The organism is Parabacteroides sp. B2-S-102 (assembly GCF_023656665.1).
GTDB lineage: Bacteria > Bacteroidota > Bacteroidia > Bacteroidales > Tannerellaceae > Parabacteroides > Parabacteroides distasonis.
On record NZ_JAMOKM010000016.1, the window covers coordinates 59,031 to 84,391 of the forward strand.

Consider the following 25,361-nt stretch of genomic DNA (forward strand, 5'->3'; position numbering starts at 1 on the left):
AGAAAATCGGGAGGTTTAAGGCCTCCCGGTTTAATTATTAGTAATCTATGAATAGGTCCTCGAATGAAAAATCATCGGGGCTAATGGCATCACATTTCCAGTACGAAGATCCCTTTCGGTGCCAAGGATAATTCGTCTCCCAATGGAATCTCCTTTCCGGTTAATATCTCTTTTCCGGAGGTTTTACCTCGCAATACTTCCGCATAGCGGGCCAACGGGAGGTTCACCTCCTTGTCGCTGCCATTCATCAAGATCAATACGCTCCGGCCATCCAGACTGCGCTCGTAAACATAGACACCTTGGTTCACCATGAAATGCTTCATCTTGCCCTTAGCGATGACAGCGTTGCCCTTGCGCCATTTCAATAAAGTGCGGAGGAAATTCCACGCGTCATTTTGTACCTCGCTGCGACCGGATGCCTCGAATTGATTCACCTTGTCGCCGGGCCAGCCACCGGGAACATCCAGACGGATATATCCGTCTCCCTTCTCCTTGGTGCCGTTCATCAGCAACTCCTGCCCGTAATAGAGCTGGGGAATACCGGGGATCGTCAACAAGAATGTCACCCCTTGCTTGAACGCGTACAAATCATCGACAGACTTAGGCATGGAGGGAAGAAAACGATCCGTATCATGGTTCTCCAAGAAACGCAATACGTTATAGATATCGGGATATACATAATCATAGCACATATGCTCGAAGATCGTGTGCAAGCCTCCGGAATACCCGGTCTCCTCATGGAACGCCTTGCTCGCGATACCCATCAAGCGGAAATCCATTACCGATTTCAGCTCGGTATCCTGCCCGAAGTTCAACCGGCTGCCTTTCTGCCAATAAGCGGAACCGATCGTGTAGTTCATCCACGCCTCGCCTACGATGTTATACTCCGGATACTCGTTCATGACCTCCGTGCACCAATTCCGCATCATGTCCACGTCGGCATACGGATACGTATCTTGACGGATACCATCCACGCCGCAATACTCGATCCACCAGATAGAGTTCTGGATAAGGTATTTGGCTACATGTGGGTTCTTTTGGTTCAAGTCCGGCATGCTCGGGACAAACCAACCGTTCAGCATCGTCTCCTTATCATAATCCGACACGTAAGGATCGAAATAAGCCTCTTTATCGTGGTTGGTCTGCACGTAGTTATCGAGATTATTAAACCAGTCGTGGCTAGGGATATCTTTCATCCAAGGATGATCGCTTCCACAATGGTTGAAGATCATATCCATTACGACACGCATGCCCCGCTCGTGCGTCTTCTCGATCAAGCGGACGTAATCCTCGTTCGTGCCGAAGCGTGGGTCTACCCGATAATAATCCGTCGTGGCATATCCGTGATAAGAGCCTCCCTCCATGTCATTCTCCAATACCGGGTTCAGCCAGATAGCGGTAACGCCCAGATCCTCGATATAATCCAAATGCTGCTCGATACCGGCCAAGTCACCCCCATGACGGGCGTTCGGGCTGTTACGGTCTACCTTATAAGAGGTACGCATCGGGATTTGATCGTTCGAGGGATCTCCGTTTGCGAAACGATCCGGCATGATGAGATAAAGCACGTCGGAAGAGTCAAACCCCTTGATCCGATCGGCGTTCGGTTTACGGGCCTTCAACTCATACGAGTAATTGAAACTCTTTTTGTCCTTCGTGAACGTGATATCAAACCTGCCGGGCTTGGCGTTTTCCACGTCCAGATAGATCAATAGGTAATTCGGGCTTTCCAACGCTACCGAGCTTTTCAACTGTACGCCGGGATATTTCACGCTAGGGAGATATCCGGCGATATCCTTACCGTATACCATCAGCTGGAGTTCCGGGTTCTTCATACCACTCCACCAGAAGGTCGGCTCGATTCTAAGGTTATCGGCTGAAAGCGTACTGGAAGCGAAAAGGGCCAGTAAAAGGCTCAAGAATAAATGTCTGTTCATGATATATGTTTATTGATTTATATGACAAGGTTGTACATACGCGAAGATAGAAGGATTCCATTGATAATAACACGCTTTCGCCCGGCGAAAAGGGAATAAAAATCACGCGAACGTTTGCGAACCCTCGTAAATTAAGACTATCTTTACTGCCTAAATCTAATCAACTAATTCAAATGATAAAAAGTCTAATTGTATCCATGTTTCTGACAGGTTGCGTTTCCTCCCTGTCCGCACAACAAAGTTTTTGGAAAGAAGATTTCTCCGCCGGGAAATTACCCGACGGCTGGATGATTGTCGATTCAACGAAATCGGCAAAGTGTGAATGGATTGTAACCGATCAGCCTTATCCCGGCTCTTTCCAGTTCGAGCAACAAGCACCTCCCATCGCATCTACGAGCCGTGGCTATCATATGCAATTCCGGCCGGGCGTAGTCACCGGGGAGGAGATCACGAAGTGGAATCAACGGGAGGAATACCCGAACGGCTATTTCCAGACCAGCGCTATCGATTGCGCGGGAAAGAACGATGTGGTATTGAAATTCCAGCACCTGTTTCGTTGGAATAATTGGTTCACCGGAAAACGTGCCGGCCTTTGGGTAGGCGTCAGCAACGACGGGGTGAATTGGAAAGAGTATAACGTGATGGATAAGATCCCCGCCGCTACCCAGCTTCATGCCCCGGTGAACGAGGAGATCAACATCAGCGAGGTAGCCGCGAATCAGAAAACCGTCTACTTGCGTTTCTTCTGGCGGGATATCTTCTCTTGGTATTGGATGGTCGATGATATTGAGCTGACAGAGCCTTTCGCGCATGACTTGGCCTTGGAGAAAGTGACCTCACACCAAGAAACCGGGAATACGTTCACGAAGGAAGACGTGTTGAAAGTGAAGCTGAAGAACGTTGGCTCCCAGCCCGTAGACGAGGATTTCACGGTAACCGCCTCTTTAAACAACGGTCAGAAACTAACCGCCACGGTAACCGCCTCCGGGCATCCGATCGCTAAACAAGAGGAATATGAGGTAGCTTTCCCTGCTACCGACCTAACCCAGATGGGCTCCTATAAAATAGAGTTCGCTATCCAATACCCGAAGGATGAGCGTTCGTCAAACAACATATTAAAAGCGAACCTGTTCGCCGCCCGTATGAACTTGGGTAAGTTGACGAAGTTCAATAAGATCAGCAACACGGAATATGAGTTCGTCTCCGGGTACGCTAAGGTTAAGTTGATGTTTTACCGGGATGATATCTTCCGTATCTGGTTGGCACCGGATGGGGAGTATACCAATCCGGCGGCAAACTCGATCGTTGTAGATTATGGGGTAAAGAACCCGAGAGTCTCCATGGCCGACAACGGCAGCTATTATAAGTTCACGACTTCCCAATGTGTCGTACGTGTCTATAAGAACCCTATTCGTTTCGCCATGTATGACAAGAATAACCGTGCCGTGATCTACGAGGAGGCCGAACCACTTGCCTTCGGACTAAAAACGACCCAAACGATGCGCCGTAGCGGTGATGAGGATTTCTACGGTTGCGGTATGCAACAAGGTAATTTCTCATACGCTGGGAAGGAAGCGGATATCGAGGTGACCGGTTGGGATGAGGATCAATCCTCTAACCCGGCTCCCTTCTATATGTCCACGAAAGGATATGGCGTATTCCGCAATACGTTTGCCCCGGGACATTATGCCTTCAACGGCACGGAGATGTTGGACAAGAACTATGATGATGGCTTTAAGCTGATGGGCTTCACCAGTCAGTTGACGCATAACGAGAATCGCTTTGACGCATTCTACTTCTACGGCCCTTCCTTGAAAGACCTATTGAACGACTATACGGATATCACCGGAAAACCTTTTATGCCGGCGATGTGGATGCTTACGATGGGAGATGCCGACTGCTATAACAAAGGGGAACAGCGCACCGGATGGCCTCAATCCACCCCGGACGTAATCAGCCAAGTTGCTGATAAATATGTGGAATATGATATGCCCCGTGGCTGGATCTTGCCGAACGATGGCTATGGTTGCGGCTATGTGAAATTGGATTCTGTTGTGACGGAATTAGGTAAACGAGGCTTCCATACGGGCTTGTGGACAGAGAATGGTGTGGATAAGATCGCCTACGAGGTTGGTAAATGTGGTACCCGCCTGTGTAAATTGGATGTGGCTTGGGTTGGAGAAGGCTATGAGTTTGCCTTGAACGGCTGTAAATCCGCATTCGAGGGGATCGAGAGCAATACGAACGAACGAGGCTTCGTATGGGCTGTTTGCGGTTGGGCCGGAACTCAGCGGTATTCTACGGTATGGAGCGGTGACCAAGTGAGCAACTGGGATTATATCCGTTACCATATCCCGACGATCACGGGTGCCGGCCTTTCCGCTATGAACGCCGCTACTAGCGATGTGGACGGTATCTTCGGCGGTTCCCCGAAAACCTATACCCGCGACTTGCAATGGAAGGTCTTCACCCCGATCTTTATGACCATGAGTGGCTGGGCAGATGCCGACCGTCAGCCTTGGGTATATGGGCATCCGTACACGGATATCAACCGTAAATTCTTAAAGCTGAAGATGCGTCTGAACCCGTACGCCTATACCTATTGCCATGAGGCGCATATGACCGGTGTACCGATGGCTCGTGCGATGGTATTGGAATTCCCGGGCGACGTGGTTACCCGTGATACGACTACCCAATACCAGTTCATGAGTGGTGAGTGGATGATGGTTGCCCCCGTATATACCCGGAAGAACGTACGCGACAGTATCTACTTCCCTGCCGGAGAATGGTACGACTATTGGACCGGAAAGAAATACGAGGGTGGCAAGTGGTTGGATAAATATGAGGCTAAACTGGATATTTGCCCGGTATTTATCCGTCAAGGCGCCATTATCCCGATGTATCCGGATATGAATTATGTAGGCGAGAAACCTGCGGATGTCTTGACCTTGGACTTATATCCCTACGGAAACACCTCTTTCAATTTATATGAGGATGACGGTCTCACCCGTGATTATAAGAAAGGCGAGTTTGCCCGTACCTTAATCTCTGTTTCCTCCCCAAAAGGTGAGAAAGGAACGATCACCGTGGATATAGCGAAAGCGAAAGGAGATTATAAAGGACATTACCAAGAGCGTACTTACCTATTGGATGTCCGCTCAGAATCCAGCCCGTCAAACGTAACCGTAGCCGAAAAGCCCCTATCTGCCATCTCCCCCGAAGCGTTCAATGCCGGACAAGAAGGCTGGTACTTCGATGCCTCGGATCGTATGGGAAGGGTTAAGGTACGGACGAACCGCTTGTCTACGAATCAGGATCAGAAGATTGTAATTGGTTTCTAACACTTCTATTTATTTTAAAGGTATATGAAAACACAATTGACTTTATGTATATCCGGGACATTGCTGCTTGTCGGAATGTCCGGTTGCGAAAAAACTCCGGAGCGTCCTATGAATGTTGTGTATATCTTAGCGGATGATTTAGGATATGGCGATGTGGGTTGTTATGGCCAGCAGATTATCAAGACGCCCAATATCGATCGGATGGCGAAGGAGGGAATGTTGTTTACGCAGCATTATGCCGGATGTACGGTGAGTGCCCCTTCCCGTTGCTCCTTGATGACCGGATTGCATACGGGACATACGCAAGTCCGGGGAAACCGGGAGATCACGCCCGAAGGCCAACAGCCGATGCGGGAAGATACCTATACGTTGGGTAAATTAATGAAATCGGCTGGTTATACGACCGGTATCTTTGGTAAATGGGGATTGGGAAATCCGGGCTCTGTCTCCATTCCCAATAAGATGGGCTTCGATGAGTTTTATGGGTATAATTGCCAACGGCAGTCGCATTCCTTCTATCCGGATCATTTATGGCATAATGAGGAGAAGGTTCTTTTTCCTGAAAACGAGAACAATGCTTGCAAGACATATTCACAAGATTTGATTCATGAGCAAGCATTGAAGTTCATCCGGGATCATAAGGAGCAACCATTCTTTGCGATGCTTACTTATACGCTGCCTCATGCGGAATTGAATCTTCCGCATGATTCTATTTATAAGATGTACGAGAACTCATTCGAGGAGACTCCTTATATTGGTAAGTTTGATAAAGTGTATGGCGGTTATAACACCTCGGAGAAGCCCTTGGCCTCCTTTGCCGCCATGGTCTCCCGGTTGGATAAATACGTGGGGGATGTAATGGCTGAATTGAAAGAGTTGGGTTTGGATAAGAATACGATCGTGATTTTTACCAGCGATAACGGCCCGCATCATGAGGGTGGAGCTGATCCGGACTTTTTCAAGAGCTACGGACCTTTCAGGGGGATCAAACGGGATGTATATGAAGGAGGTATCCGTATACCTATGGTGGCATGGTGCCCGGGTACGATCAAGGCTGGAGCTCAATCGGATCATATAAGCGCATTCTGGGATGTCATGCCTACGTTGGCAGAGCTTACAGGTACGGTTTTGCCCGAGCAGACGGATGGAATCTCTTTCTTACCAACCTTGTTATCAAAGAAAAATCAACAGGCCCATAATTATTTATATTGGGAATTTCACGAGTTGAATGGCCGGGAAGCATTGCGCTCCGGTAAATGGAAACTAATCCGGCAACCGATCGTGGGTGAAACTATATTGGAACTGTATGATTTAAGTAATGATATACATGAGGATACGAATCTAGCGGAGAAGTATCCCGATAAGGTAAAAGAACTAGTATCCTTAATGGACAACGCCCGTACAGAGTCTCCGTACTTTGACTTTGGAAGAGAAAAGTAGGCGTGCGAGTAGAGGATAAAGTGTAGGCGTAATATCTGTTAGGTAATGATAAAAAAGGCTTTCTTTCAGCGAGAAAGCCTTTTTTTTGTATCTTTGGCTCTCGTAATTGTAAGACAAAAAGAAGTAAGACTATGTTAGACGTTCAAGCGATCCGAAAAGACTTTCCGATCTTGGATCATAAGATATACGATAAACCGCTGATATATTTTGATAATGGCGCTACTACCCAGAAACCTCGTCAAGTGGTAGAAAAGATAGAGAATGGATATTATAACGTAAACGCCAATATCCACCGAGGCGTACATTTCTTGAGCCAAGCGGCGACAGAGGCGCATGAGGAGGCTCGCAAAACGGTACAGCATTTCTTGAATGCCCGTTCCTCGAATGAGATTATTTTTACCCGGGGAACTACGGAATCCATCAATCTGATCGCTTCCAGCTTTACGGATGAATGTATGTCGGCAGGGGATGAGGTGATCGTGTCCGTGATGGAGCATCATTCCAATATCGTTCCTTGGCAGATACAAGCGGCCCGGAAAGGTATTACGTTGAAGGTGATCCCGATGAATGAGAAAGGGGAGTTGAATCTGGATGAGTATCGTAAATTATTCTCGGATAAGACTCGTCTGGTTTCCGTGACTCATGTGTCTAACGTCTTGGGTACGGTAAATCCGGTAAAGGCGATGATCGAGATCGCTCATGAACAAGGCGTGCCGGTGTTGGTAGACGGGGCTCAAGCCGTTCCGCATATGAAGGTGGATGTGCAGGACTTGGATGCGGAGTTCTATGTTTTCTCTGGTCATAAGATTTACGGACCGACGGGTATCGGGGTCTTGTATGGCAAAGAGGAGTGGTTGGATAAACTTCCTCCGTATCAGGGAGGAGGCGAGATGATTGCTACGGTCTCGTTCGAGAAGACAACTTTTAATGAGCTTCCCTTTAAGTTTGAGGCGGGAACTCCGGATTATATTGGTAGCACGGCGTTGGCGGAAGCCTTGCGGTATGTAGACCGGATCGGTATAGAGAATATAGCTGCTTATGAGGATGAGCTTTTGCGATATGCGACCGCTGGATTAAATACGATCGAAGGGATGCGTATTTTCGGACAAGCGGATCATAAAGGAGCGGTGCTTTCTTTTTTGGTGGGTAATATCCATCATTACGATATGGGGATGTTGCTGGACCGTTTGGGAATAGCGGTTCGTACAGGGCATCATTGTGCCCAGCCTTTGATGCATGCCTTAGGGATCGAGGGGACGGTGCGGGCGTCTTTCTCCTTTTATAATACGAAAGAGGAGATCGATACGTTCATCGCAGGTGTGGAACGAGTTCGGAAGATGTTTTGAGTATGATGTATTATATTAAGAAATATCCGTTTTCACTGGCGATTATATTGATCGTTATTTACTTGTCGTTCTTTAAGCCGCCGAGGATGGATGATATCCCTTTATTCCCGGGTGTGGACAAGGTGGTTCATTTCTGTATGTATGGGGGGATGTCGGGTATGCTATGGCTGGAGTTCTTGCGGAATCACCGGAAGTATGAGACGGTATTATGGCATGCTTGGATCGGGGCGGTTTTATGCCCGATCGTTATGAGTGGGATTATTGAGATATTGCAAGAATATTGTACGACGTACCGGGGTGGGGATTGGTTTGATTTCTTGGCGAATACTTGCGGGGTGATCGCCGCTACGGCATTCGCTTGGTTCGTGCTTCGCCCTTGGATTGTGAAGGATTTGAATAGTTAAAATTACGATGCCCATTCAATGGAGCTTATGATGGGCATTTAAAGGTGCTTACGATGCCCATTGTAAGGATGCTTGAATGAGCATCGTAAGCATGTGGCGTGTTTTACGATAAAAAGAGATAGATACATGTTATTACCCTATATGGAAACCGGGCGTATAGAGGCTGGGTGTGATGAGGCGGGAAGAGGCTGCTTGGCGGGTGCGGTATTCGCCGCCGCCGTGATTCTTCCGGAAGATTTTAAGAATGAGGATTTAAACGATAGCAAGCAATTAAGCGAGAAGAAACGGTATAAGCTTCGTCCCGTTATCGAGCGTGAGGCGATCGCTTGGGCGGTAGGTATCGTTAGCCCGGAAGAGATCGATAAGATTAATATTTTGAAAGCCTCTTTCTTGGCCATGCATCGTGCGATCGAGCAATTGAAAGTACGGCCGGAACATTTATTGATCGATGGAAACCGTTTTACCCCTTATCCCGATATTCCACATACGACCGTAGTAAAAGGCGATGGCAAATACCTGAGTATCGCCGCCGCCTCTATATTGGCTAAAACCTATCGGGATGATTATATGAATGAATTGGCCTTGGAATACCCCGCTTATCATTGGCTGGACAATAAAGGTTATCCTACCAAGGTCCACAGGGAAGCGATTCGTACCCACGGAATCACGCCTTATCATCGCAAGACTTTTACGCTCTTACCGGAGCAGCTTACACTCGGTTTTTAATACGTATATAGGCATAACCTTATGCGTATATACGTATGAGGCTATGCCTATATCGGTGTAGGCTTACACGTATATACGTATCGGCTCGTGCCTATATACGTGTGAAAACACCTGTTTTTATTGTTGTTCCTTTGCCCGGTAAGCCATCGCGTACAGACGCATTTGCTTCACCATCGCTACCAACCCGTTGGAACGGGTAGGGGATAAATGCTCTTTTAATCCTACCTTGTCTATAAAGTATAGATCCGCATCCAAGATTTCTTGAGGGGTATGGCCCGATAAGATCTGTATCAGCAAAGATACGATACCTTTTACGATCACGGCATCGCTTTCTCCTTGGAAAATAATCTTTCCATCCACATAATCCGCTTGGAACCAAACCCGGCTTTGACAACCCTCGATCAAGTTGCTTTCCGTTTTATATTTCTCATCAAGCGGGGGAAGTGAATTTCCCAGATCTATTAATAACGCATATTTGTCCATCCAATCGTCGAAGACTGAGAATTCTTCGATTACATTGTCTTGAAGTTCATTGATTGTCATTTTATCAGTATTTTATCGATTGTATATTACTTCCAGTACGGTTTGACCGGCAGCTTTTAGAGTCTCACGGTCTATATTTTCCATATTATCTTTTTGAGTATGCCAATAACTGGCGAAACCTGTTTTAGACTCAGGGTCGTAGTTAATGATGTCGATACTCGGGATATTACGTCCGCTAATCACATATTGGTGATCGTCTATGAGCGCTCCGCCGGTGGCGTTAATGAAATATTTGCCATATCCCAGATCGCGGGCCGCGCTCCATACCATCTCGACGATCGGGGCTGCCGCACGTAAGGATTGTTGCTCCTTGAAAAACGTGGCGTTCTTGCCGCCCACCATATCCAATAAGATTCCGTATTCCGCCGTATAATTAGGGACATGCGGATTTTTTGCCCAGAACTGGGTACCTAGGCACCAGCTATCCGGTGTATAATCGGTTACGAATTCCGGCGTACCATAATCCTCCGCATCGAAGAAAATAATATCGATACCGATACCCGGGGCTTTTTGTCCGATTTGGCGGGCGATCTCCAATAAGGCACCTACGCCGCTACCGCCATCGTCCGCCCCGTCCAATGGGGTCCGGTGCTTGGAAGGATCGGGATCGTGGTCCGAATAGGGACGGCTGTCCCAATGCGCGAATAGTAAAACACGTTTACTATTCTCCGGATCAAACGAGCCTATGATGTTTCTCGCTTCCAGCTTCGTTCCGTCGTAGGCGGTCAGTATCGCTTCCTGTTGGTAGACTTTGGCGCCAAAGCGCTTCAATTCAGATGCTAAGTAATCCCCGCATGCTTTATGAGCCGCCGTGTTAGGTACACGGGGACCAAAAGCGACTTGGTTCGCTACATAGGCGTAAGCGCTGTCTGCGTTGAAATCGGGAACAGCTGAGGCGATCGGTTGTTTTTTGATCTCCGGCATATTACCTGTCTCTTTGGTTCCTTTGGCTCCACATGATAAAAGAGCAAAACTCAATAACGCAAAAAATAATCTGATCATAAATCTGTTTTGTTTATAATGTTTTTACGGAGGCAGTCGCTTGAACCTCGTCTAATACACGCATCAAGTTTCCACCCCATATCTTGGCGATATCTTCCTCTGTATATCCTTTCTCTATTAATTTAACAGTGATCTGTATGAAATCGTTGTCACTTTCGCAACCGATAATTCCGCCACCGCCATCAAAATCAGAGCCGATACCTACATGATCGATACCGGCGACTTTCACCATATGATCGATATGTTCGATCGCGTCGGTAAGGCTTGCGTTTTTATAATCCTCATTGATATAGCGGTCGAGCAAGCAAACTTGCGCTACGCCTCCATTTTGGGCAAGGGCCTTTAGTTGTTCGTCGGTCAGGTTACGGTCGTGCTTGCACATCGCCATAGATGAGGAATGCGAGCAGATGATCGGGGCCTTGGACAATTTGATAACATCCCAAAATGACTTCTCAGAGGCATGAGACATATCCACCATGATACCTTGGCGATTCATCTCTTTCACAACCTCTTCACCAAACGGACTTAAACCGTCCCATTCTTTCTTGGTATGGGTGGATGAGTCGCAAATATCGTTATCGTAGGAGTGGCAGAGCGTGATATAATTGACACCTATCGCCTTGAACTTAGCGATATTCGCCAGATCCTTACCAATGCCGTATCCATTCTCTATACCGATAAAGAACGCTTTTTTCCCTTCATTCTTCAAGCGGATGAAGTCTTGGTTCGTAACGGCGATGCCACATAAATCCTTATTCAATTCAGCTTGCTTGCGAATACCTTCGATCAAGCCTGTTACTTTTTGTACGGCTTCTTGTAAAGAGACCTCATCACGTTTACCTTGTCCGATGAAGGCCGCAAGGAACACCCCGTCTAGTTTCCCTTCTTGCATCTTAGGGATGTTTACCCGGTTACGTTCCCGGTCCGCGATGCTGAATCCGGCACGTTTGAACCAGAAAGGAGTATCGGTATGTGTATCTACGGAAAGGAAATGCTTGTGCATCTCTTTGGCTTGGTGGAAAGTCTCGGCCTTTCCTATCAGATGGCGGAATATCCTTAACATCGTAGTGTCGCCTCCGTAAGTCAACGCTTCCGGATGCCATTGAACTCCCATGATGGATCGATTCGGATAAGCGTCGATAGCCTCGATAATACTGTCGGGCGCATAAGCGGTAGCCTTGAAGATAGGCGCCAACTCCTTGATCGCTTGATGATGAAGAGAGTTTACGGCTAAGGTATCTTTCCCTAGAATAGAGGCTAGCTGTGAGTTCGCGTCAACAAAGACACGGTGTGAGCCATACGAACTGGGTAAATCTTGCCTATGCTTGACAGAATGATCGCCACGTTGTGAGGGGATGTCTTGGTAAAGCGTACCGCCAAACGCTACATTCAACAGTTGCAATCCCCGGCATATGCCTAAGACGGGAATATTTTGATCGGTAGCCATCTTGATTAGTTTCAACTCATACAAATCGCGTACCGGATCGACTTCCTCCAGCTTTTCCCGAGGCTCCTCCTCATACCATAGAGGGTTTACATCCGCTCCTCCTATAAGAACTAACCCGTCTAAATTCGATACGATATTCCTGAGTACTTTACCGTCAGTAACAGCCGGGATGATAATCGGAGTTCCCCCTGCCTTTACGATGGATTGGATATAGGTGGCCCCTACCCGGGAAGCACCACTTGAGATACTGGCGGAAATCCCGATCAATGGGGAGAATCGTGCCCGCACGTTTACATCGCAAGAGTCTGTCAACTCATATAGCTTTTTTAAGTTGGGGACTTCCGATCCGGGTGTCTGTGCCTGTGCTCCACATAAGATACTACAGGCGCATATTGCTGTGTATAAGATATTTTTCATAATATGTAGTTGTTTTCGTTTGCTATTTGTTTGGAAAATCTTGTATAGCGGTCATAACCCTTAGCAAGTTCCCACCCCATATTTTCCGTATATCTTCTTCTGTATATCCTTCTTCTAAAAGTCGGACGGTAATGTTAATCAACTCATTGGTAGCCGAGCAACCGATCAGTTCCCCGTCTCCGTCAAAATCCGAGCCGATTCCTACATGATCGATACCGATTAAATCCACGATATGATTGATATGGCGGATAGCGTCGCTTAAAGAAGCTTTTTCCTCTTCCTTATTGATGAATCCTTTGTATAGGCAGATTTGGGCGACACCCCCTTGAGCGGCCAGCGCTTTCAGTTGATCATCCGTTAAATTGCGGGGATGATCGCAAAGCGCACGTGCGGAAGAGTGGGAGGCTATGATTGGCGTCTCGCTCACTTCCAGTACCTGATAAAAGGTACTTTCCGCCGCATGCGAGATATCAACCATGATTCCTAATCGGTTCATCTCTTTTACCACTTCCTTACCGAAAGGACTTAGTCCTTTCCATTCCTGTTTTCCTCTAGCGGAATCACAAATATCGTTATCCCCATTATGGCATAAGGTGATATAAGAAACTCCCATCTCCTTGAACATTCGTAGGTTTTCGACCAGCTTCCCTAAAGCGTACCCGTTCTCGATGCCGAGGCAGATCGCTTTTTTCCCTTGCGCCTTAATCGTCCGGATCTCTTGGGGGGTAGTCGCTATAACCATCCGGTCCGGATGTAAGGTTTGCTGGCGTTTTACTTGATTCAGCCGTTCTATCGCATACGCTGTCGCTGCCTGTAAGGATGCCTCATCTCGTTTACCTTGCGGGATATAGGCGACCATAAAGGTCGCGTCGATACGCCCTTCTTCCATAAAAGGAAGATTCACTTTCCCTCCTTCTTTCTCCCCGATATTAAATTCACCGGGAAAGATCATTGGGGTATCTGTATGGGAATCGATCGTCACGATCCGTTGATGGATCGCTTTGGCTTTTGCGAAACGGCGGGCATTCTCGATATGGTAAGCGAATAGGGCTTTCATGGCCTCATCCCCTTGCGGAGCCATGGCCTCCGGATGCCATTGTACACCGAATATCGTTTTCTCCGTATGTTCCATAGCCTCATTGATTCCATCCGGGGCGGTCGCTGTCGCTCTAAATCCGGGGGCGACCTCTTTTACCGCTTGATGGTGGAAAGAGTTGACAAGGATTTGTTCATCTCCATTGAAAATAGTACGTAGGCGGTTCATTCCCGGTTCGAGTGTTACCGTATGCGACGGATATTCCCGAGCCAATGTCTGGCTGTGTTTCAATAGAGCATGATTGGCTTGTGAATGGATGTCTTGATAGACACTTCCTCCGAACGCTACATTCATGATCTGATGCCCCCGGCAAATACCCATGATCGGAATTTGTCGGTTAGCGGCCAAGCGAAGCAAGATCAAATCGTATTCGTCACGTAACGTATCTACGTCTTGCAATTGCGGGATAGGCTCCTCATGCAAATAGAGCGGATTGATGTCTCCACCCCCGCTCATAACTAATCCGTCTAGTTCGGAAACCAGTACGGTCAATGCTTTCAGATCCGTGATCACCGGGATAAGTACCGGGGCTCCCCCCGCATCCAGCACGGCTTGCACGTAGGTCTCCGCTATACAGGAAAGTCCGTCTCTCCGGTTAGCGGATATTCCTATTCGGGGAGGTTGAAGGCTTTCTTTAGCCGGTATATAATTATCAACTTCTTTGTATAGGGCCTCTAGATTCGGACGACGGACTTTCATGATTTTAAGCATCTATGTTAGCATATGTAGCGTTTTCCTCGATAAACTCGCGGCGAGGGCCTACGTCTTCACCCATCAACATGGCGAAGATTTGGTCAGCCTCGGCTGCGTTGTCGATCGTGATTTGCTTTAACGTACGGTTTTCCGGGTTCATGGTCGTATCCCACAATTGATGGTCGTTCATTTCTCCCAAACCTTTGTATCGTTGTGTATGGATCGAGTTCTCGTTGCCTCCTCCATATTTTAAGATGAACTGCTGACGTTGTTGCTCGGTCCAGCAATATTCCTCAACCTTACCTTTCTTACACAAATAGAGGGGAGGAGTCGCCAGATACACATATCCGTTCTCGATCAAGGAACGCATACGGCGGAAGAAGAAGGTCAAGATCAATGTGGCGATGTGGCTACCGTCCACATCGGCATCGGTCATGATAATCACCTTGTGGTAACGCAGCTTCTCCATGTTCAACGCTTTCGGGTCATCCTCCGTACCGACGGTTACGCCCATCGCGCGATAGATGTTCTGGATTTCCTCGCTTTCGAAGATCTTATGATCCATCGCTTTCTCCACGTTCAATATCTTACCGCGCAATGGTAGGATCGCTTGGAAGTTACGGTCGCGTCCTTGCTTAGCCGTACCCCCTGCGGAGTCTCCCTCGACAAGGAACAATTCGCAGATCGCTGCGTCTTTAGAGGAACAGTCCGCCAATTTACCGGGGAGCCCACCTCCTGTCAGCGGAGATTTGCGTTGTACCAATTCGCGAGCCTTACGAGCGGCATGGCGGGCTTGAGCGGCCAAGATCACCTTGTCGACGATTATTTTCGCCTCTTTCGGATGTTCTTCCAAATAATAGCCTAACGCCTCGCCGATCGCCATATCCACGGCACCGGTAACCTCGCTATTACCCAGCTTCGTCTTTGTCTGTCCCTCAAACTGAGGCTCGGCTACCTTGATAGAGATAACGGCGGTCAAACCTTCACGGAAGTCATCCCCTTGAATCTCCACCTTGGCTTTCTCCAATAATTTAGAATCCTCGGCGTACTTTTTCAACGTACGGGTCAGACCCCGGCGGAAACCGGCTAAGTGTGTACCACCTTCTATCGTGTTAATATCATTTACGTAAGAGAATACGCTCTCGTTGTAAGAAGTATTATAAGTTAACGCCACCTCGACAGGGATACCCTGCTTCTCGGTAACGATATGGATTACGTCTGGAATCAGTTTCTCTTTAGAACGGTCGATATAGCGGACAAACTCTTTCAATCCCTCATCCGAATGGAATACCTCGGACTTGAATGAACCGTCTTCTTTCAGAACTCGCTTATCTGTCAGACGTAGCGTAATACCTGCGTTCAAGAATGCTAATTCACGCAAACGGGTAGCCAAGATATCATACTTGTATTCCGTGACCGTAAAGATAGAACCGTCCGGCTTGAAAGAGATCGTAGTACCTGTTTTATCCGTATTATCGATAACCTGTACGTCGTGCAACGGCTTTCCGCAAGAGAACTCCTGCATATGTACTTTGCCGTTCCTGCGAACTTCCGCTTTCAGATAAGTAGAGAGGGCGTTTACGCAAGATACACCCACACCGTGCAAACCACCGGATACTTTATAGGTTCCCTTGTCGAACTTACCGCCGGCGTGCAGCACTGTCAGTACTACCTCCAAGGCTGATTTACCTTCTTTCTCATGAATATCCACGGGGATACCACGGCCGTCGTCGGTAACCGTGATCGAGTTGTCCTCATTGATTACCACGTCGATGTATGTACAATATCCGGCTAGCGCTTCGTCTATGGAGTTATCTACGACCTCATACACTAAGTGATGGAGACCTTTCTCGCTGGTATCGCCAATATACATGGATGGCCTTTTTCGTACTGCCTCTAACCCTTCAAGTACTTGAATACTATCTGCGGAGTACTCTGTAGAAGTATTCTTAATTTCTTCACTCATGAGTTTATCTTTCTTTAAAATCTGTAATTATCTATGTCCTCAAAAAAATCTAACAAATGTAGTGATTTTTATCGAGATAGCGAAGTGGGGGATGTGAAAATAGCGAAAAAAGGACGGGTGTAGTAAAAAAGGAGAGAGATAAGCCATAAACTTATCTCTCTCCTTTTGATTGGTAGCCCATAGGGGAATCGAACCCCTCTTTCAAGAATGAAAATCTTGCGTCCTAGCCGATAGACGAATGGGCCATCAGGTTTAAAAAAGCCGGGCTTATTGAGAGTCCGGCTTTATACTTGTAAAAGTAATTACCTTCTGCTTATGCTAGCGCATTAACGTGCTTAGCCAACTTAGATTTCAGATTACCGGCCTTGTTCTTGTGGATAACGTTCTTTTTTGCAAGCTTATCCAACATAGAGCATACCTTAGGGAATAAAGCTTGTGCCTCATTCTTGTCTTCAGTAGCGCGCAAAACTTTCATAGCGTTTCTAGCTGTCTTTGCGTAATATCTGTTACGCAAACGTCTTGCGTTTGTCTGTCTGATTCTCTTGATTGATGACTTATGATTTGCCATTTCTAGATCTTCTCTTTATTGTTTTTTAATCCTGTTTATTGTAGCCCATAGGGGAATCGAACCCCTCTTTCAAGAATGAAAATCTTGCGTCCTAGCCGATAGACGAATGGGCCAAAATGTCAAAGCTCTCACTTATAGCGTTCTAAGAAAGTGATTTCCCGATTGCGAGTGCAAAGATAGACGATCTCTCTGAACTGGCAAAACATTTCGAAGGAAAATTTAATACTACTCACTGTTTTAACTTCTCTTTAGAACTTATATCTTCCAGATGAATTTCCAAGGCTTTAACGGAAATATTTATTTCCCAGATACATACACATAACGACGCCGCTAATAGCAATAAGGCTATGCCAAATATCCATGCGGCGAAAACCTGCCACGATACATAAATGAAGAACATAGCGATCACGCAGAGCAGCAAACTGAGTATTCCTAATATTTGCATGGAACGGGTCAGATAGAGCCTTTTCCGCAGGTTCGCTATCTGGGCGATATCCTTGGGGTCATGGGTTTGCTGATGCTTTTCTTTCAAGGCACGCACTACGCTGGCGTATGAAAGGAAGCGATTCGTATAGGCCAACAATATCAATGATATGGCGGAAAATAATAAAGAAGGGGTCGTTAAGTCCAACATAATTCTATACTTTAATTATATGTATAACGTTAATTTGAGTATCTTTGTTCTTAATCATCGTCGCAAAGATACGAATTATGTTGTGTAAAACGAGGGGGATTGTCTTGCATACGATCCCTTACAATGATAAATATTCTATTATATATATGTATACGGAGGCGTTTGGCCGGGCCTCGTATCTGGTTAGTCGTAGCCGAGGGAAGAAAAGCACGGTATCGAAGGCTTTGTTTATACCTTTGTCCGTTCTGGAAATGGAGGTGGAGCACTTGAATAAGCGGGACTTGCACCGGATTAAGGAGACCCGCATTTGTTTTCCGCTGAATGATGTTTGTTGTGATCCGGTTAAGAATGTATTGGCGCTTTTCCTCTCGGAGGTTCTTTTTAGGGTCGTGAAAGATACGGAGCCGGATCCCCGTTTATTTGATTATTTATACGAGTCCATACATCTATTGGAGTATGCGGATAAAGGTATCGCTAATTTTCATATGGTTTTCTTGTTAGGTCTTCTCCACCATCTCGGTATTTTCCCGAATATGGAATCGCATAGGGTGGGATATTATTTCGATATGTTGAATGGGGTGTTTACGGATCATATCCCGATGCATCGGCATTATTTAAATAAGGTGGAGAGCGCTTTCTTTTCCCGTTTGCTGCGTATCAGTTTTGAGAATATGTCGCTTTATGGTTTTTCCCGGCAAGAGCGGGCCCGTATTATTCATCGTATTCTTGAGTATTACCGTCTACATCTCCCGGATTTTCCGGAAATCAAATCGTTATCGGTGATGCAAAGCTTATTTGATTGATCTATTTGATGTTATATTAGCTCTTGAAAACACGTACGTGTTTTTTGAAAAAGACGTACATGTTTTTCCGGAAACACGTACATGTTTTTTCGGAAATAATGAGAAGCTTCCGGATAGGCGGGAAAAACATCCGATAACGGTTGCCTATTTGAGGAAAAGATTATACTTTTGCAATCTCAAAAGAGTTGGTCTTGTAGTTCAACGGATAGAATAGAAGTTTCCTAAACTTTAGATCCGGGTTCGATTCCCGGCGAGACTACTTGTATGACTGTTCGAACAATTGAGGAAAGATCCCTGTCTTTTTGATGGATTGTATGATTTTGCCGGGGAAGTACGTAAAGATATCCTTTAGAGACCTATTTGATAGGCCTTAAACGTTACCCATTCGCCATTATATAGACATTTAAAAGTCCGACCACTAATCCATACGTTCTCTAGTGTTGTTTGGCCGTCTTCATAGTCCATATAAAGTATATCGGTATAGTAATTGTTCCAGTCCCAGTAGAATGGAATTTCCTCTCGATCTATGCGTCCGCTTGGGTAATGATAAATTCTTGTATCCCATCCTTTCCCATCCGGATTAAATGTAAGTTGCTGCTCACAATCTAAACCGTCTACGACAAACCAATCAGTCCATACATAATTACATAAATCATAGGTGATTTCCTCATACGGATCATAATACGGATCCTCCTCGCAACTACTGAACCCGCATAAGACGGCGATCAATAAGAATATGTTTATTAAATATCTTTTAGCCATAACTCTATACCTTTAAATACTATTCGAAGGTAAAGATACAAATTTAAGGAAAGGATATTTCTTTTTTTTATATCTTTAGCGCAAAATTTTCAGATATATGCAAAAAACATTACGCATTAAGAACGATATTCATGAGCTTTCCATGATGAATCAGTTCTTGGAGGAAGCTGGAGAAGAATTGGGATTAAGCACCGCTTTCATGATGAGCCTGAATCTGGTGATGGAAGAAGCTGTCTCAAATATAATTTTTTATGCGTATAAGGGAGATGTTGAGGATGCCGTAGACATTTCGTTGGTCAGGGAAGGTGGGGAATTGATCGTGACTTTGATAGATCATGGGATTGCTTTCGATCCGACTTTAAGAAAAGACCCTGATATTACTTTATCTGCCGAAGACCGTCCAATCGGAGGGTTGGGTATTTTCTTGATCAAGAAGATTATGGATGAGGTCTCTTATCAGAGAGTAGATGAGCGGAATGTCTTTATCATGAAGAAAAAAATAACCGAATAAAATATAAAGATATGGAAGTAGTTATTGACCAAAAAGGTGAAGAGACTGTAATTAAGATCAAAGGAAGATTGGATACGAATACGGCTCGCGAATGCGAGGAAAAGGTTTTGCCGGTATGGGAGAATCCGGGAGTAAAAGTATGTGTCGATTGTTCTGATTTGGAATATGTGAGTAGTGCGGGCCTCCGATTGTTTTTAATATTACAAAAAATGACGACTGCCAAGAAAGGGTCTTTACGTTTGATCGGTATGCGGAATGTGGTTCGTGAGACCTTTAGTTTGACGGGATTTAACGCTCTCTTCAAGATAGAAGACGCAAAATAAGTGTGAAGGTTAGGAAAAAGGTAGCCGGTGTGTCAAATTTGGCACATCGGCTTTGTATTAATCTTTTAGATCTTTGTCGATGGGGCTATCCCATTTGCCACCGTTTAATATATCAAGGGTGAAGGTATCGTCTGATTCCTTCGGGGTGTAGAGAATCCCAGTATAACGAATAATGTGATTTATGAGAGGCAGGATGTCATTAACTTCTCTTTCCCGGGTTACTTCATTTATCTGATTTTTGGCCGAGAGGTGTGCTTTGAGCATGAATTCCGGAGCCGGGATAAACGTGAAGAAGGAATGGGAGAAATTTGTTTTCCCGATATCAGAGTCGTTAAAAGTGTCGGTTTGTGTATAAGGCGTGTTTTGAGAAATGCCATTCCCAGTGGTTAAGTCAATCTTGTTTTGATAATTGGAGACATTTATCGTGAAGCTTTTTAGGGCTTTAGGTACGCCATCGGCGGATATGAACTCTATTTTGCCGACGATTCTTTGTAAGGTGATATCTTTAATGATTCTTTCTCCCGTTTGTACTTCTTGGGTGAGAAAAAGATGAAACGTATCTGATACTTTACTGAATAGTGCGGTTTGTCCGGACACGGAGATATTCTTGTCTGAGTGGGCTAGGAAACAAATATGATAGTTGCCGGAGGGCAGTGAATCATAAATGATCGTGAAATCCGGATCTTGAGGCGTGAATTGCTTATGTTTTACCAGAATGTCCGGTTTTCCGCTTTGGTATACGATATAATCGATCCGGTTGTATAAATTATCCGGATCGATATCTGGTGTAGAAGGATCTTCCTCGGCATCGGGATTTTGGGGAATAGGCTCAGGGATATTCAGCTCGGGAATACTCTTGGTTACGGGGAAGGGTAATACTTCCTTTTGTAAATCGATCGTAAACTGTATGGGTGATAATTCCTCTTGTAGGTCGGGGTTAGGTACTTCCTTTTCCGTTCCATTACAACAACAAAAACAAAGCAGACAGGCGATAGCCACTAATTCTTTTTTCTTCATAGTTGAAATTTTTGGTAATATGTTTGACGCAAAGGAACGATATATTTTGTGAATTAAAAAATATTAAGCTGTTAAATTGGCGTACGCAGGGTTATTTTTCATAGCTTTGTGAATCAACAATGTAATTACCTTAGTTTAATAAAACGGAATAATACCATGAAACGAAAAATCAGAATGGGAATGGTCGGTGGAGGACAAGGCTCGTTTATCGGGGCCGTTCATCGTATCGCCGCTAATTTAGACGGACAGATCGAGTTGGTCTGTGGATGCTTCAGTTCTCGCCCGGAGAATTCATTGGCTACCGGACAATCTTTATTTTTACCGGATAATCGTATTTACGCATCTTATCAGGAAATGATAGAGAAAGAGGCCACCCTGCCTGAAGGCGAACGGATGGATTTTGTGTCTATCGTTACCCCGAATCATGTGCATTTCGGTCCGGCCATGATGGCGTTGGAACATGGTTTCCATGTCGTACTGGATAAACCGATGACATATACCTTGGATGAGGCGAAGCAATTACGAGACAAAGTGAAGGAAACCGGAAAATTGTTTATGCTGACTCATACCTATACCGCTTACCCGATGGTGAAGGAGGCTCGGGAAAGGGTACGCAGGGGCGATTTAGGTAAGATACGCCGTATTTATGTGGAATATCCTCAAGGCTGGCTATATAATGACTGCGCTGATGTTAATAAGCAGGCGGCTTGGCGGGTGGATCCCAATCGGTCGGGTAAGGCCGGTTGCATGGGGGATATCGGGACTCATGCGTTTAATCTGGCGGAATATATAACAGGGCTGAAGGCCGTGGAATTATGCGGTGAGTTGAATACCTTCGTGCCGGATCGTCTTTTGGATGATGATGGGGCGGCATTGATCCGTTATGAGGGAGGCGCGAAAGGGGTGCTGACCGCTAGTCAGATCGCCGTAGGTGTAGAGAATGGCTTGAATATTCGTGTGTATGGAGAGAAAGGTGGGTTGGAATGGCGTCAAGAAGAACCGAATACGATGATTATGCGTTGGCCGGATCGTCCGGCGGAGATCATCCGTACTTCCAATGGATATATGTCGGGTATCGCCGCTCATAATTCCCGTACGCCGGGCGGGCATCCGGAAGGCTATATAGAGGCATTCGCTAATTTGTATCGGAATTTCGCCTTGGCTTTGCGATCGATTCTGGCTGGTGAGGAACCGGCTCCTGAAACCTTGGATTTCCCTTCCGCCGAAGACGGTGTCCGTGGCATGCGGTTTATCGAGACGATTGTAGCTACCGGATCGACAGAGAATAAATGGATAAAAATAATCGACTAAAAATAATACTATATATGGCACGTCCTGTAACATTATATACCCTCCAGTGGGGAGATTTATCACTGGAAACAGTTTGTCAAAAAGCGAAAGAATTCGGATACGACGGTGTGGAATTGGGACTTCCCGATCATGTGGATGTCCGACGTACGGATACGGCTTATTATCAAGGAATCAAGGATCTGTTAAAGAAATATGACTTACGGCTTTATGCGATCTCTACCCATCTGGTTGGACAAGCTGTTTGCGATAATATCGATGAGCGTCATAAGGCAATCTTGCCGGATTACATTTGGGGAGATGGCGATCCGGAAGGGGTTCACCAACGGGCTACCGAGGAGATGATCCGGACCGCTCATGCGGCAAAGATGCTGGGAGTCGATACGGTTGTAGGTTTTACGGGTAGTTCTATTTGGCATTATTTGTATTCTTTCCCTCCGGTAACGGATGCGATGATACAAAAGGGGTATGATGATTTCGCCCGTCGCTTTACGCCCATCTTGGATGAGTTTCAGAAACTGGGTGTACGTTTTGCGTTGGAGGTACATCCTACAGAGATCGCGTTCGATACTTTTTCCGCACGCAGAGCATTGGAGGCGGTAAATAACCATCCTGCTTTCGGTTTTAACTATGATCCGAGTCATCTAGGATATCAAGGGGTGGACTATGTGGATTTCATCTATCAGTTTCCGGAGCGTATCTTCCATGTGCATATGAAGGACGTATATTGGAGTGATACCCCTAAGCAGGTGGGTATATTCGGCGGTCATGTTACTTTCGGCGATCCCCGTCGATATTGGAATTTCCGTAGCTTAGGACGAGGAAAGATTAATTTTGAGGAGATTATCCGTGCTTTGAATTCAATTGGCTATCAAGGTCCGCTTTCCGTGGAATGGGAAGATAGCGCTATGGATCGGGAACATGGGGCACGGGAATCTTGCGAATTGGTGAAGAGAGTGGATTTCCAACCTTCCGCACATGCGTTCGACGCTTGTTTCGGAAAGGAATAAATAATTATTAATTACAAAAAACACGAGATTTGATGAGTGTGAGAAAGTGGATGTTTGCCGGGGCCTTGTTATTGGCCGCCGGCTTGAGTTCTTTGGGATTTGCCCAAAAACCGGGGTTGAAGTTTAATCCGGATAAGAAGTTTAAGATTGTACAGTTTACGGACTTGCATGTGAAATGGCAAGACCCTCGTTCGGACATCGCTTTTGAGCGTATGAACCAAGTGTTGGATGACGAGAAACCGGACTTGGTGATTTTTACGGGAGATATTATCTATAGCAAGCCTGCGTTGGAAAATATGCGGAATGTATTGAAGACAGTCTCCGACCGTAAAATACCATTCTCCATTGTTTTCGGAAATCATGATAATGAGCAGGGGGCGACAAAAGAGGAGTTGCTGAAAGTAGCCGAAAGCCTACCGTATAGTTTAACGGCGGATGAGGTTCCCGAAATCTCAGGCGTGGGTAATTACGCCTTGACCGTACGTTCCTCCGACGGGAAGAAGGATGCTTTCGTCTTGTATTGCATCGATTCGAATACCTATTCAACTATCAAGGGGGTAAAAGGATACGATTATATTAAGCGTGACCAGATCGATTGGTATTGTAAGAAAAGCGCAGAGTTTACCCGGAATAACGGGGGAGAGCCGGTTCCTTCTTTGGCTTTCTTCCATATTGCGTTGCCGGAGTTTAATCAAGCGGCTTCCGATGAGAATGCCCAACTCTATGGCATACGTAGGGAAAAGGCATGCGCTCCGGCCTTGAATTCCGGCTTATTTACGGCGATTAAGGAGAACGGGGACGTGATGGGTATATTTGTCGGTCATGATCATGACGATGATTATGCGGTTTGCTGGTATGACGTATTATTGGCTTACGGTCGTTTTACGGGTGGTCCGACGGAATACATCCATATACCAAATGGAGCACGTGTGATCGAATTGAACGAGGGAGCCCGTACCTTCAAGACTTGGATTCGTACGAAAGCCGGTGTAGAGCAGCTTACTACCTATCCGGATTCATTCGTGAAAGAGTGAGGATCTATATCATTCTGAAAATGATATAAAAACTGTATTCCTTATTGTTAAAGCTCTAAATTATATCTAACTTTGCGGTTGGTTGAAAAGTAAAAACTAGAGTATGAAGAAAATTAGAGCCGCCATCGTAGGTTATGGCAACATCGGGAAATATGTGTTAGAGGCCCTTGAAGCTGCCCCGGATTTTGAGGTAGCAGGTATTATTCGTCGTAATCCGAATGATATTCCGGACGAGTTGAAGGCATACACGGTTACTGATAGCATCACCAAGTTAGATAAGGTTGACGTAGCGGTTTTGGCTACTCCTACACGTAGCGTGGAAGAGCATGCGAAAGAGATTCTGGCTTTAGGCATCAATACGGTCGATAGTTTCGATATACACGGAGGTATCGTGGATTTACGTCGTTCTTTGGACGCTGTAGCGAAGGCTCATAATACGGTAGCTGTAATTTCTGCCGGTTGGGATCCGGGAAGCGACTCTGTGGTACGTGCTTTGTTAGAAGCGATGGTGCCGAAAGGTATTACTTATACGAACTTCGGTCCGGGAATGAGTATGGGGCATACGGTTGCCGTGAAGGCTATCGAAGGCGTGAAGGCGGCTTTAAGTATGACGATTCCTTTGGGAACAGGTGTACACCGTCGTATGGTTTATATCGAGGTAGAAGACGGATACGATTTCAAGCAAGTGTCTGCCGCTATCAAGGCGGATGATTATTTCGCTCATGATGAGACTCATGTAATGCAGGTTGAATGTGTTGATAATTTGTTGGACATGGGACATGGTGTGAACTTGGTTCGTAAAGGTGTATCGGGCAAGACTCAGAACCAGTTGATCGAATTCGATATGAAGATCAATAACCCTGCCTTGACCGCTCAAATCTTGGTTTCTGTCGCTCGTGCGAGCTTGAAGCAACAACCGGGCGCATATACGATGATCGAATTGCCGATAATCGATATGCTGTACGGCGAGAGAGAGAACTTAATTAGAAGACTCGTTTAATATAAGTTGATGGTTGACAGCTGGCAATTGACA

The 25,361-nt window shown here is 46.0% G+C and carries 22 protein-coding genes and 3 tRNA genes; 13 read left to right on the forward strand and 12 right to left on the reverse strand.

The features are described from left to right. Positions 1 to 89 precede the first annotated feature (89 nt). On the reverse strand, positions 90 to 1,937 hold the full coding sequence (locus tag NBH07_RS17330; protein ID WP_008779224.1) for a glycoside hydrolase family 13 protein: 1,848 nt from the start codon (positions 1,935 to 1,937) through the stop codon (positions 90 to 92). 173 nt (positions 1,938 to 2,110) lie between these two features. Between NBH07_RS17330 and NBH07_RS17335 the strand changes: the two genes are divergently transcribed. From NBH07_RS17335 to rnhB, 5 genes are all read left to right on the forward strand, one after another. Beyond that, positions 2,111 to 5,278 carry a glycoside hydrolase family 31 protein gene (locus tag NBH07_RS17335; RefSeq protein ID WP_009016920.1) on the forward strand — a complete coding sequence of 1,056 codons (3,168 nt, stop codon included), beginning with the start codon at positions 2,111 to 2,113 and terminating at the stop codon, positions 5,276 to 5,278. Between the two features lie 24 nt (positions 5,279 to 5,302). Then, positions 5,303 to 6,718: an arylsulfatase gene (locus tag NBH07_RS17340; protein ID WP_008779226.1), complete on the forward strand. Its 1,416-nt coding sequence runs from the start codon at positions 5,303 to 5,305 to the stop codon at positions 6,716 to 6,718. Between the two features lie 131 nt (positions 6,719 to 6,849). Further along, positions 6,850 to 8,064 (forward strand): aminotransferase class V-fold PLP-dependent enzyme, encoded by a 1,215-nt coding sequence (locus tag NBH07_RS17345; RefSeq protein WP_005867594.1) that lies wholly within the window; start codon positions 6,850 to 6,852, stop codon positions 8,062 to 8,064. Between the two features lie 2 nt (positions 8,065 to 8,066). Beyond that, a complete protein-coding gene (locus NBH07_RS17350; protein WP_008777889.1) occupies positions 8,067 to 8,468 on the forward strand; it encodes a VanZ family protein in 402 nt (133 codons plus the stop codon). Between the two features lie 126 nt (positions 8,469 to 8,594). Then, the gene (rnhB, locus tag NBH07_RS17355; RefSeq protein WP_005859375.1) at positions 8,595 to 9,194 is read left to right on the forward strand and encodes a ribonuclease HII; all 600 of its coding nucleotides are present in this window, start codon (positions 8,595 to 8,597) and stop codon (positions 9,192 to 9,194) included. Positions 9,195 to 9,311: 117 nt separating this feature from the next. Here the strand turns inward: rnhB and NBH07_RS17360 are convergent, their stop codons facing one another. From NBH07_RS17360 to NBH07_RS17400, 9 genes are all read right to left on the reverse strand, one after another. Further along, positions 9,312 to 9,737, reverse strand: coding sequence for a SufE family protein (locus tag NBH07_RS17360; protein ID WP_005867596.1), 426 nt, complete (start codon positions 9,735 to 9,737; stop codon positions 9,312 to 9,314). A gap of 12 nt (positions 9,738 to 9,749) precedes the next feature. Beyond that, positions 9,750 to 10,739, reverse strand: a complete 990-nt coding sequence (locus tag NBH07_RS17365) for a M20 family metallopeptidase (protein ID WP_008779227.1) — start codon at positions 10,737 to 10,739, stop codon at positions 9,750 to 9,752. Between the two features lie 13 nt (positions 10,740 to 10,752). Continuing rightward, the gene (locus tag NBH07_RS17370; protein WP_009016922.1) at positions 10,753 to 12,603 is read right to left on the reverse strand and encodes a fused gamma-glutamyl-gamma-aminobutyrate hydrolase/peptidase; all 1,851 of its coding nucleotides are present in this window, start codon (positions 12,601 to 12,603) and stop codon (positions 10,753 to 10,755) included. A gap of 22 nt (positions 12,604 to 12,625) precedes the next feature. Further along, positions 12,626 to 14,410 (reverse strand): gamma-glutamyl-gamma-aminobutyrate hydrolase family protein, encoded by a 1,785-nt coding sequence (locus tag NBH07_RS17375; protein ID WP_005859371.1) that lies wholly within the window; start codon positions 14,408 to 14,410, stop codon positions 12,626 to 12,628. After that, the gene (gene gyrB / locus NBH07_RS17380) at positions 14,403 to 16,358 is read right to left on the reverse strand and encodes a DNA topoisomerase (ATP-hydrolyzing) subunit B (protein ID WP_005859370.1); all 1,956 of its coding nucleotides are present in this window, start codon (positions 16,356 to 16,358) and stop codon (positions 14,403 to 14,405) included. Before gyrB ends, NBH07_RS17375 begins: the two co-directional genes overlap by 8 nt. A 170-nt stretch (positions 16,359 to 16,528) precedes the next feature. Further along, a tRNA-Glu gene (locus NBH07_RS17385) sits at positions 16,529 to 16,603 on the reverse strand. Between the two features lie 68 nt (positions 16,604 to 16,671). Then, positions 16,672 to 16,926, reverse strand: a complete 255-nt coding sequence (rpsT, locus tag NBH07_RS17390) for a 30S ribosomal protein S20 (protein ID WP_005859369.1) — start codon at positions 16,924 to 16,926, stop codon at positions 16,672 to 16,674. Positions 16,927 to 16,967: 41 nt separating this feature from the next. Then, positions 16,968 to 17,039: transfer RNA gene (locus tag NBH07_RS17395), tRNA-Glu, on the reverse strand. A 116-nt stretch (positions 17,040 to 17,155) separates the two neighbouring features. Beyond that, complete coding sequence (locus tag NBH07_RS17400; protein WP_005859368.1) at positions 17,156 to 17,560, reverse strand: DUF2721 domain-containing protein; 405 nt, start codon at positions 17,558 to 17,560, stop codon at positions 17,156 to 17,158. Between the two features lie 77 nt (positions 17,561 to 17,637). Here NBH07_RS17400 and recO point away from each other — a divergent pair, with 77 nt between their 5' ends. Beyond that, on the forward strand, positions 17,638 to 18,363 hold the full coding sequence (gene recO / locus NBH07_RS17405) for a DNA repair protein RecO (RefSeq protein ID WP_010182204.1): 726 nt from the start codon (positions 17,638 to 17,640) through the stop codon (positions 18,361 to 18,363). 187 nt (positions 18,364 to 18,550) lie between these two features. After that, positions 18,551 to 18,622, forward strand: a tRNA-Arg gene (locus NBH07_RS17410). A gap of 89 nt (positions 18,623 to 18,711) precedes the next feature. Here the strand turns inward: NBH07_RS17410 and NBH07_RS17415 are convergent. Then, the gene (locus NBH07_RS17415; RefSeq protein WP_005859344.1) at positions 18,712 to 19,125 is read right to left on the reverse strand and encodes a hypothetical protein; all 414 of its coding nucleotides are present in this window, start codon (positions 19,123 to 19,125) and stop codon (positions 18,712 to 18,714) included. A gap of 97 nt (positions 19,126 to 19,222) precedes the next feature. On the opposite strand from NBH07_RS17415, the gene NBH07_RS17420 reads away from it, so the two are divergent. Both NBH07_RS17420 and NBH07_RS17425 read left to right on the forward strand, forming a co-directional pair. After that, a complete protein-coding gene (locus tag NBH07_RS17420) occupies positions 19,223 to 19,636 on the forward strand; it encodes an ATP-binding protein (protein WP_005859341.1) in 414 nt (137 codons plus the stop codon). Between the two features lie 11 nt (positions 19,637 to 19,647). After that, positions 19,648 to 19,959, forward strand: coding sequence for an STAS domain-containing protein (locus NBH07_RS17425; RefSeq protein ID WP_005859339.1), 312 nt, complete (start codon positions 19,648 to 19,650; stop codon positions 19,957 to 19,959). Between the two features lie 57 nt (positions 19,960 to 20,016). On the opposite strand, the gene NBH07_RS17430 is transcribed toward NBH07_RS17425, so the two are convergent. After that, positions 20,017 to 20,976 carry a hypothetical protein gene (locus tag NBH07_RS17430; RefSeq protein WP_008779232.1) on the reverse strand — a complete coding sequence of 320 codons (960 nt, stop codon included), beginning with the start codon at positions 20,974 to 20,976 and terminating at the stop codon, positions 20,017 to 20,019. A 156-nt stretch (positions 20,977 to 21,132) separates the two neighbouring features. On the opposite strand from NBH07_RS17430, the gene NBH07_RS17435 reads away from it, so the two are divergent. The 4 genes from NBH07_RS17435 (at position 21,133) to NBH07_RS17450 (ending at position 25,328) form a co-directional block, all read left to right on the forward strand. Further along, complete coding sequence (locus tag NBH07_RS17435; protein WP_008779233.1) at positions 21,133 to 22,287, forward strand: Gfo/Idh/MocA family protein; 1,155 nt, start codon at positions 21,133 to 21,135, stop codon at positions 22,285 to 22,287. 14 nt (positions 22,288 to 22,301) lie between these two features. Then, positions 22,302 to 23,294: a sugar phosphate isomerase/epimerase family protein gene (locus tag NBH07_RS17440; protein WP_005859333.1), complete on the forward strand. Its 993-nt coding sequence runs from the start codon at positions 22,302 to 22,304 to the stop codon at positions 23,292 to 23,294. A 32-nt stretch (positions 23,295 to 23,326) separates the two neighbouring features. Next, positions 23,327 to 24,328: a metallophosphoesterase family protein gene (locus NBH07_RS17445; protein ID WP_005859331.1), complete on the forward strand. Its 1,002-nt coding sequence runs from the start codon at positions 23,327 to 23,329 to the stop codon at positions 24,326 to 24,328. Positions 24,329 to 24,431: 103 nt separating this feature from the next. After that, the gene (locus NBH07_RS17450; RefSeq protein WP_005867618.1) at positions 24,432 to 25,328 is read left to right on the forward strand and encodes a diaminopimelate dehydrogenase; all 897 of its coding nucleotides are present in this window, start codon (positions 24,432 to 24,434) and stop codon (positions 25,326 to 25,328) included. Positions 25,329 to 25,361: the final 33 nt, after the last annotated feature.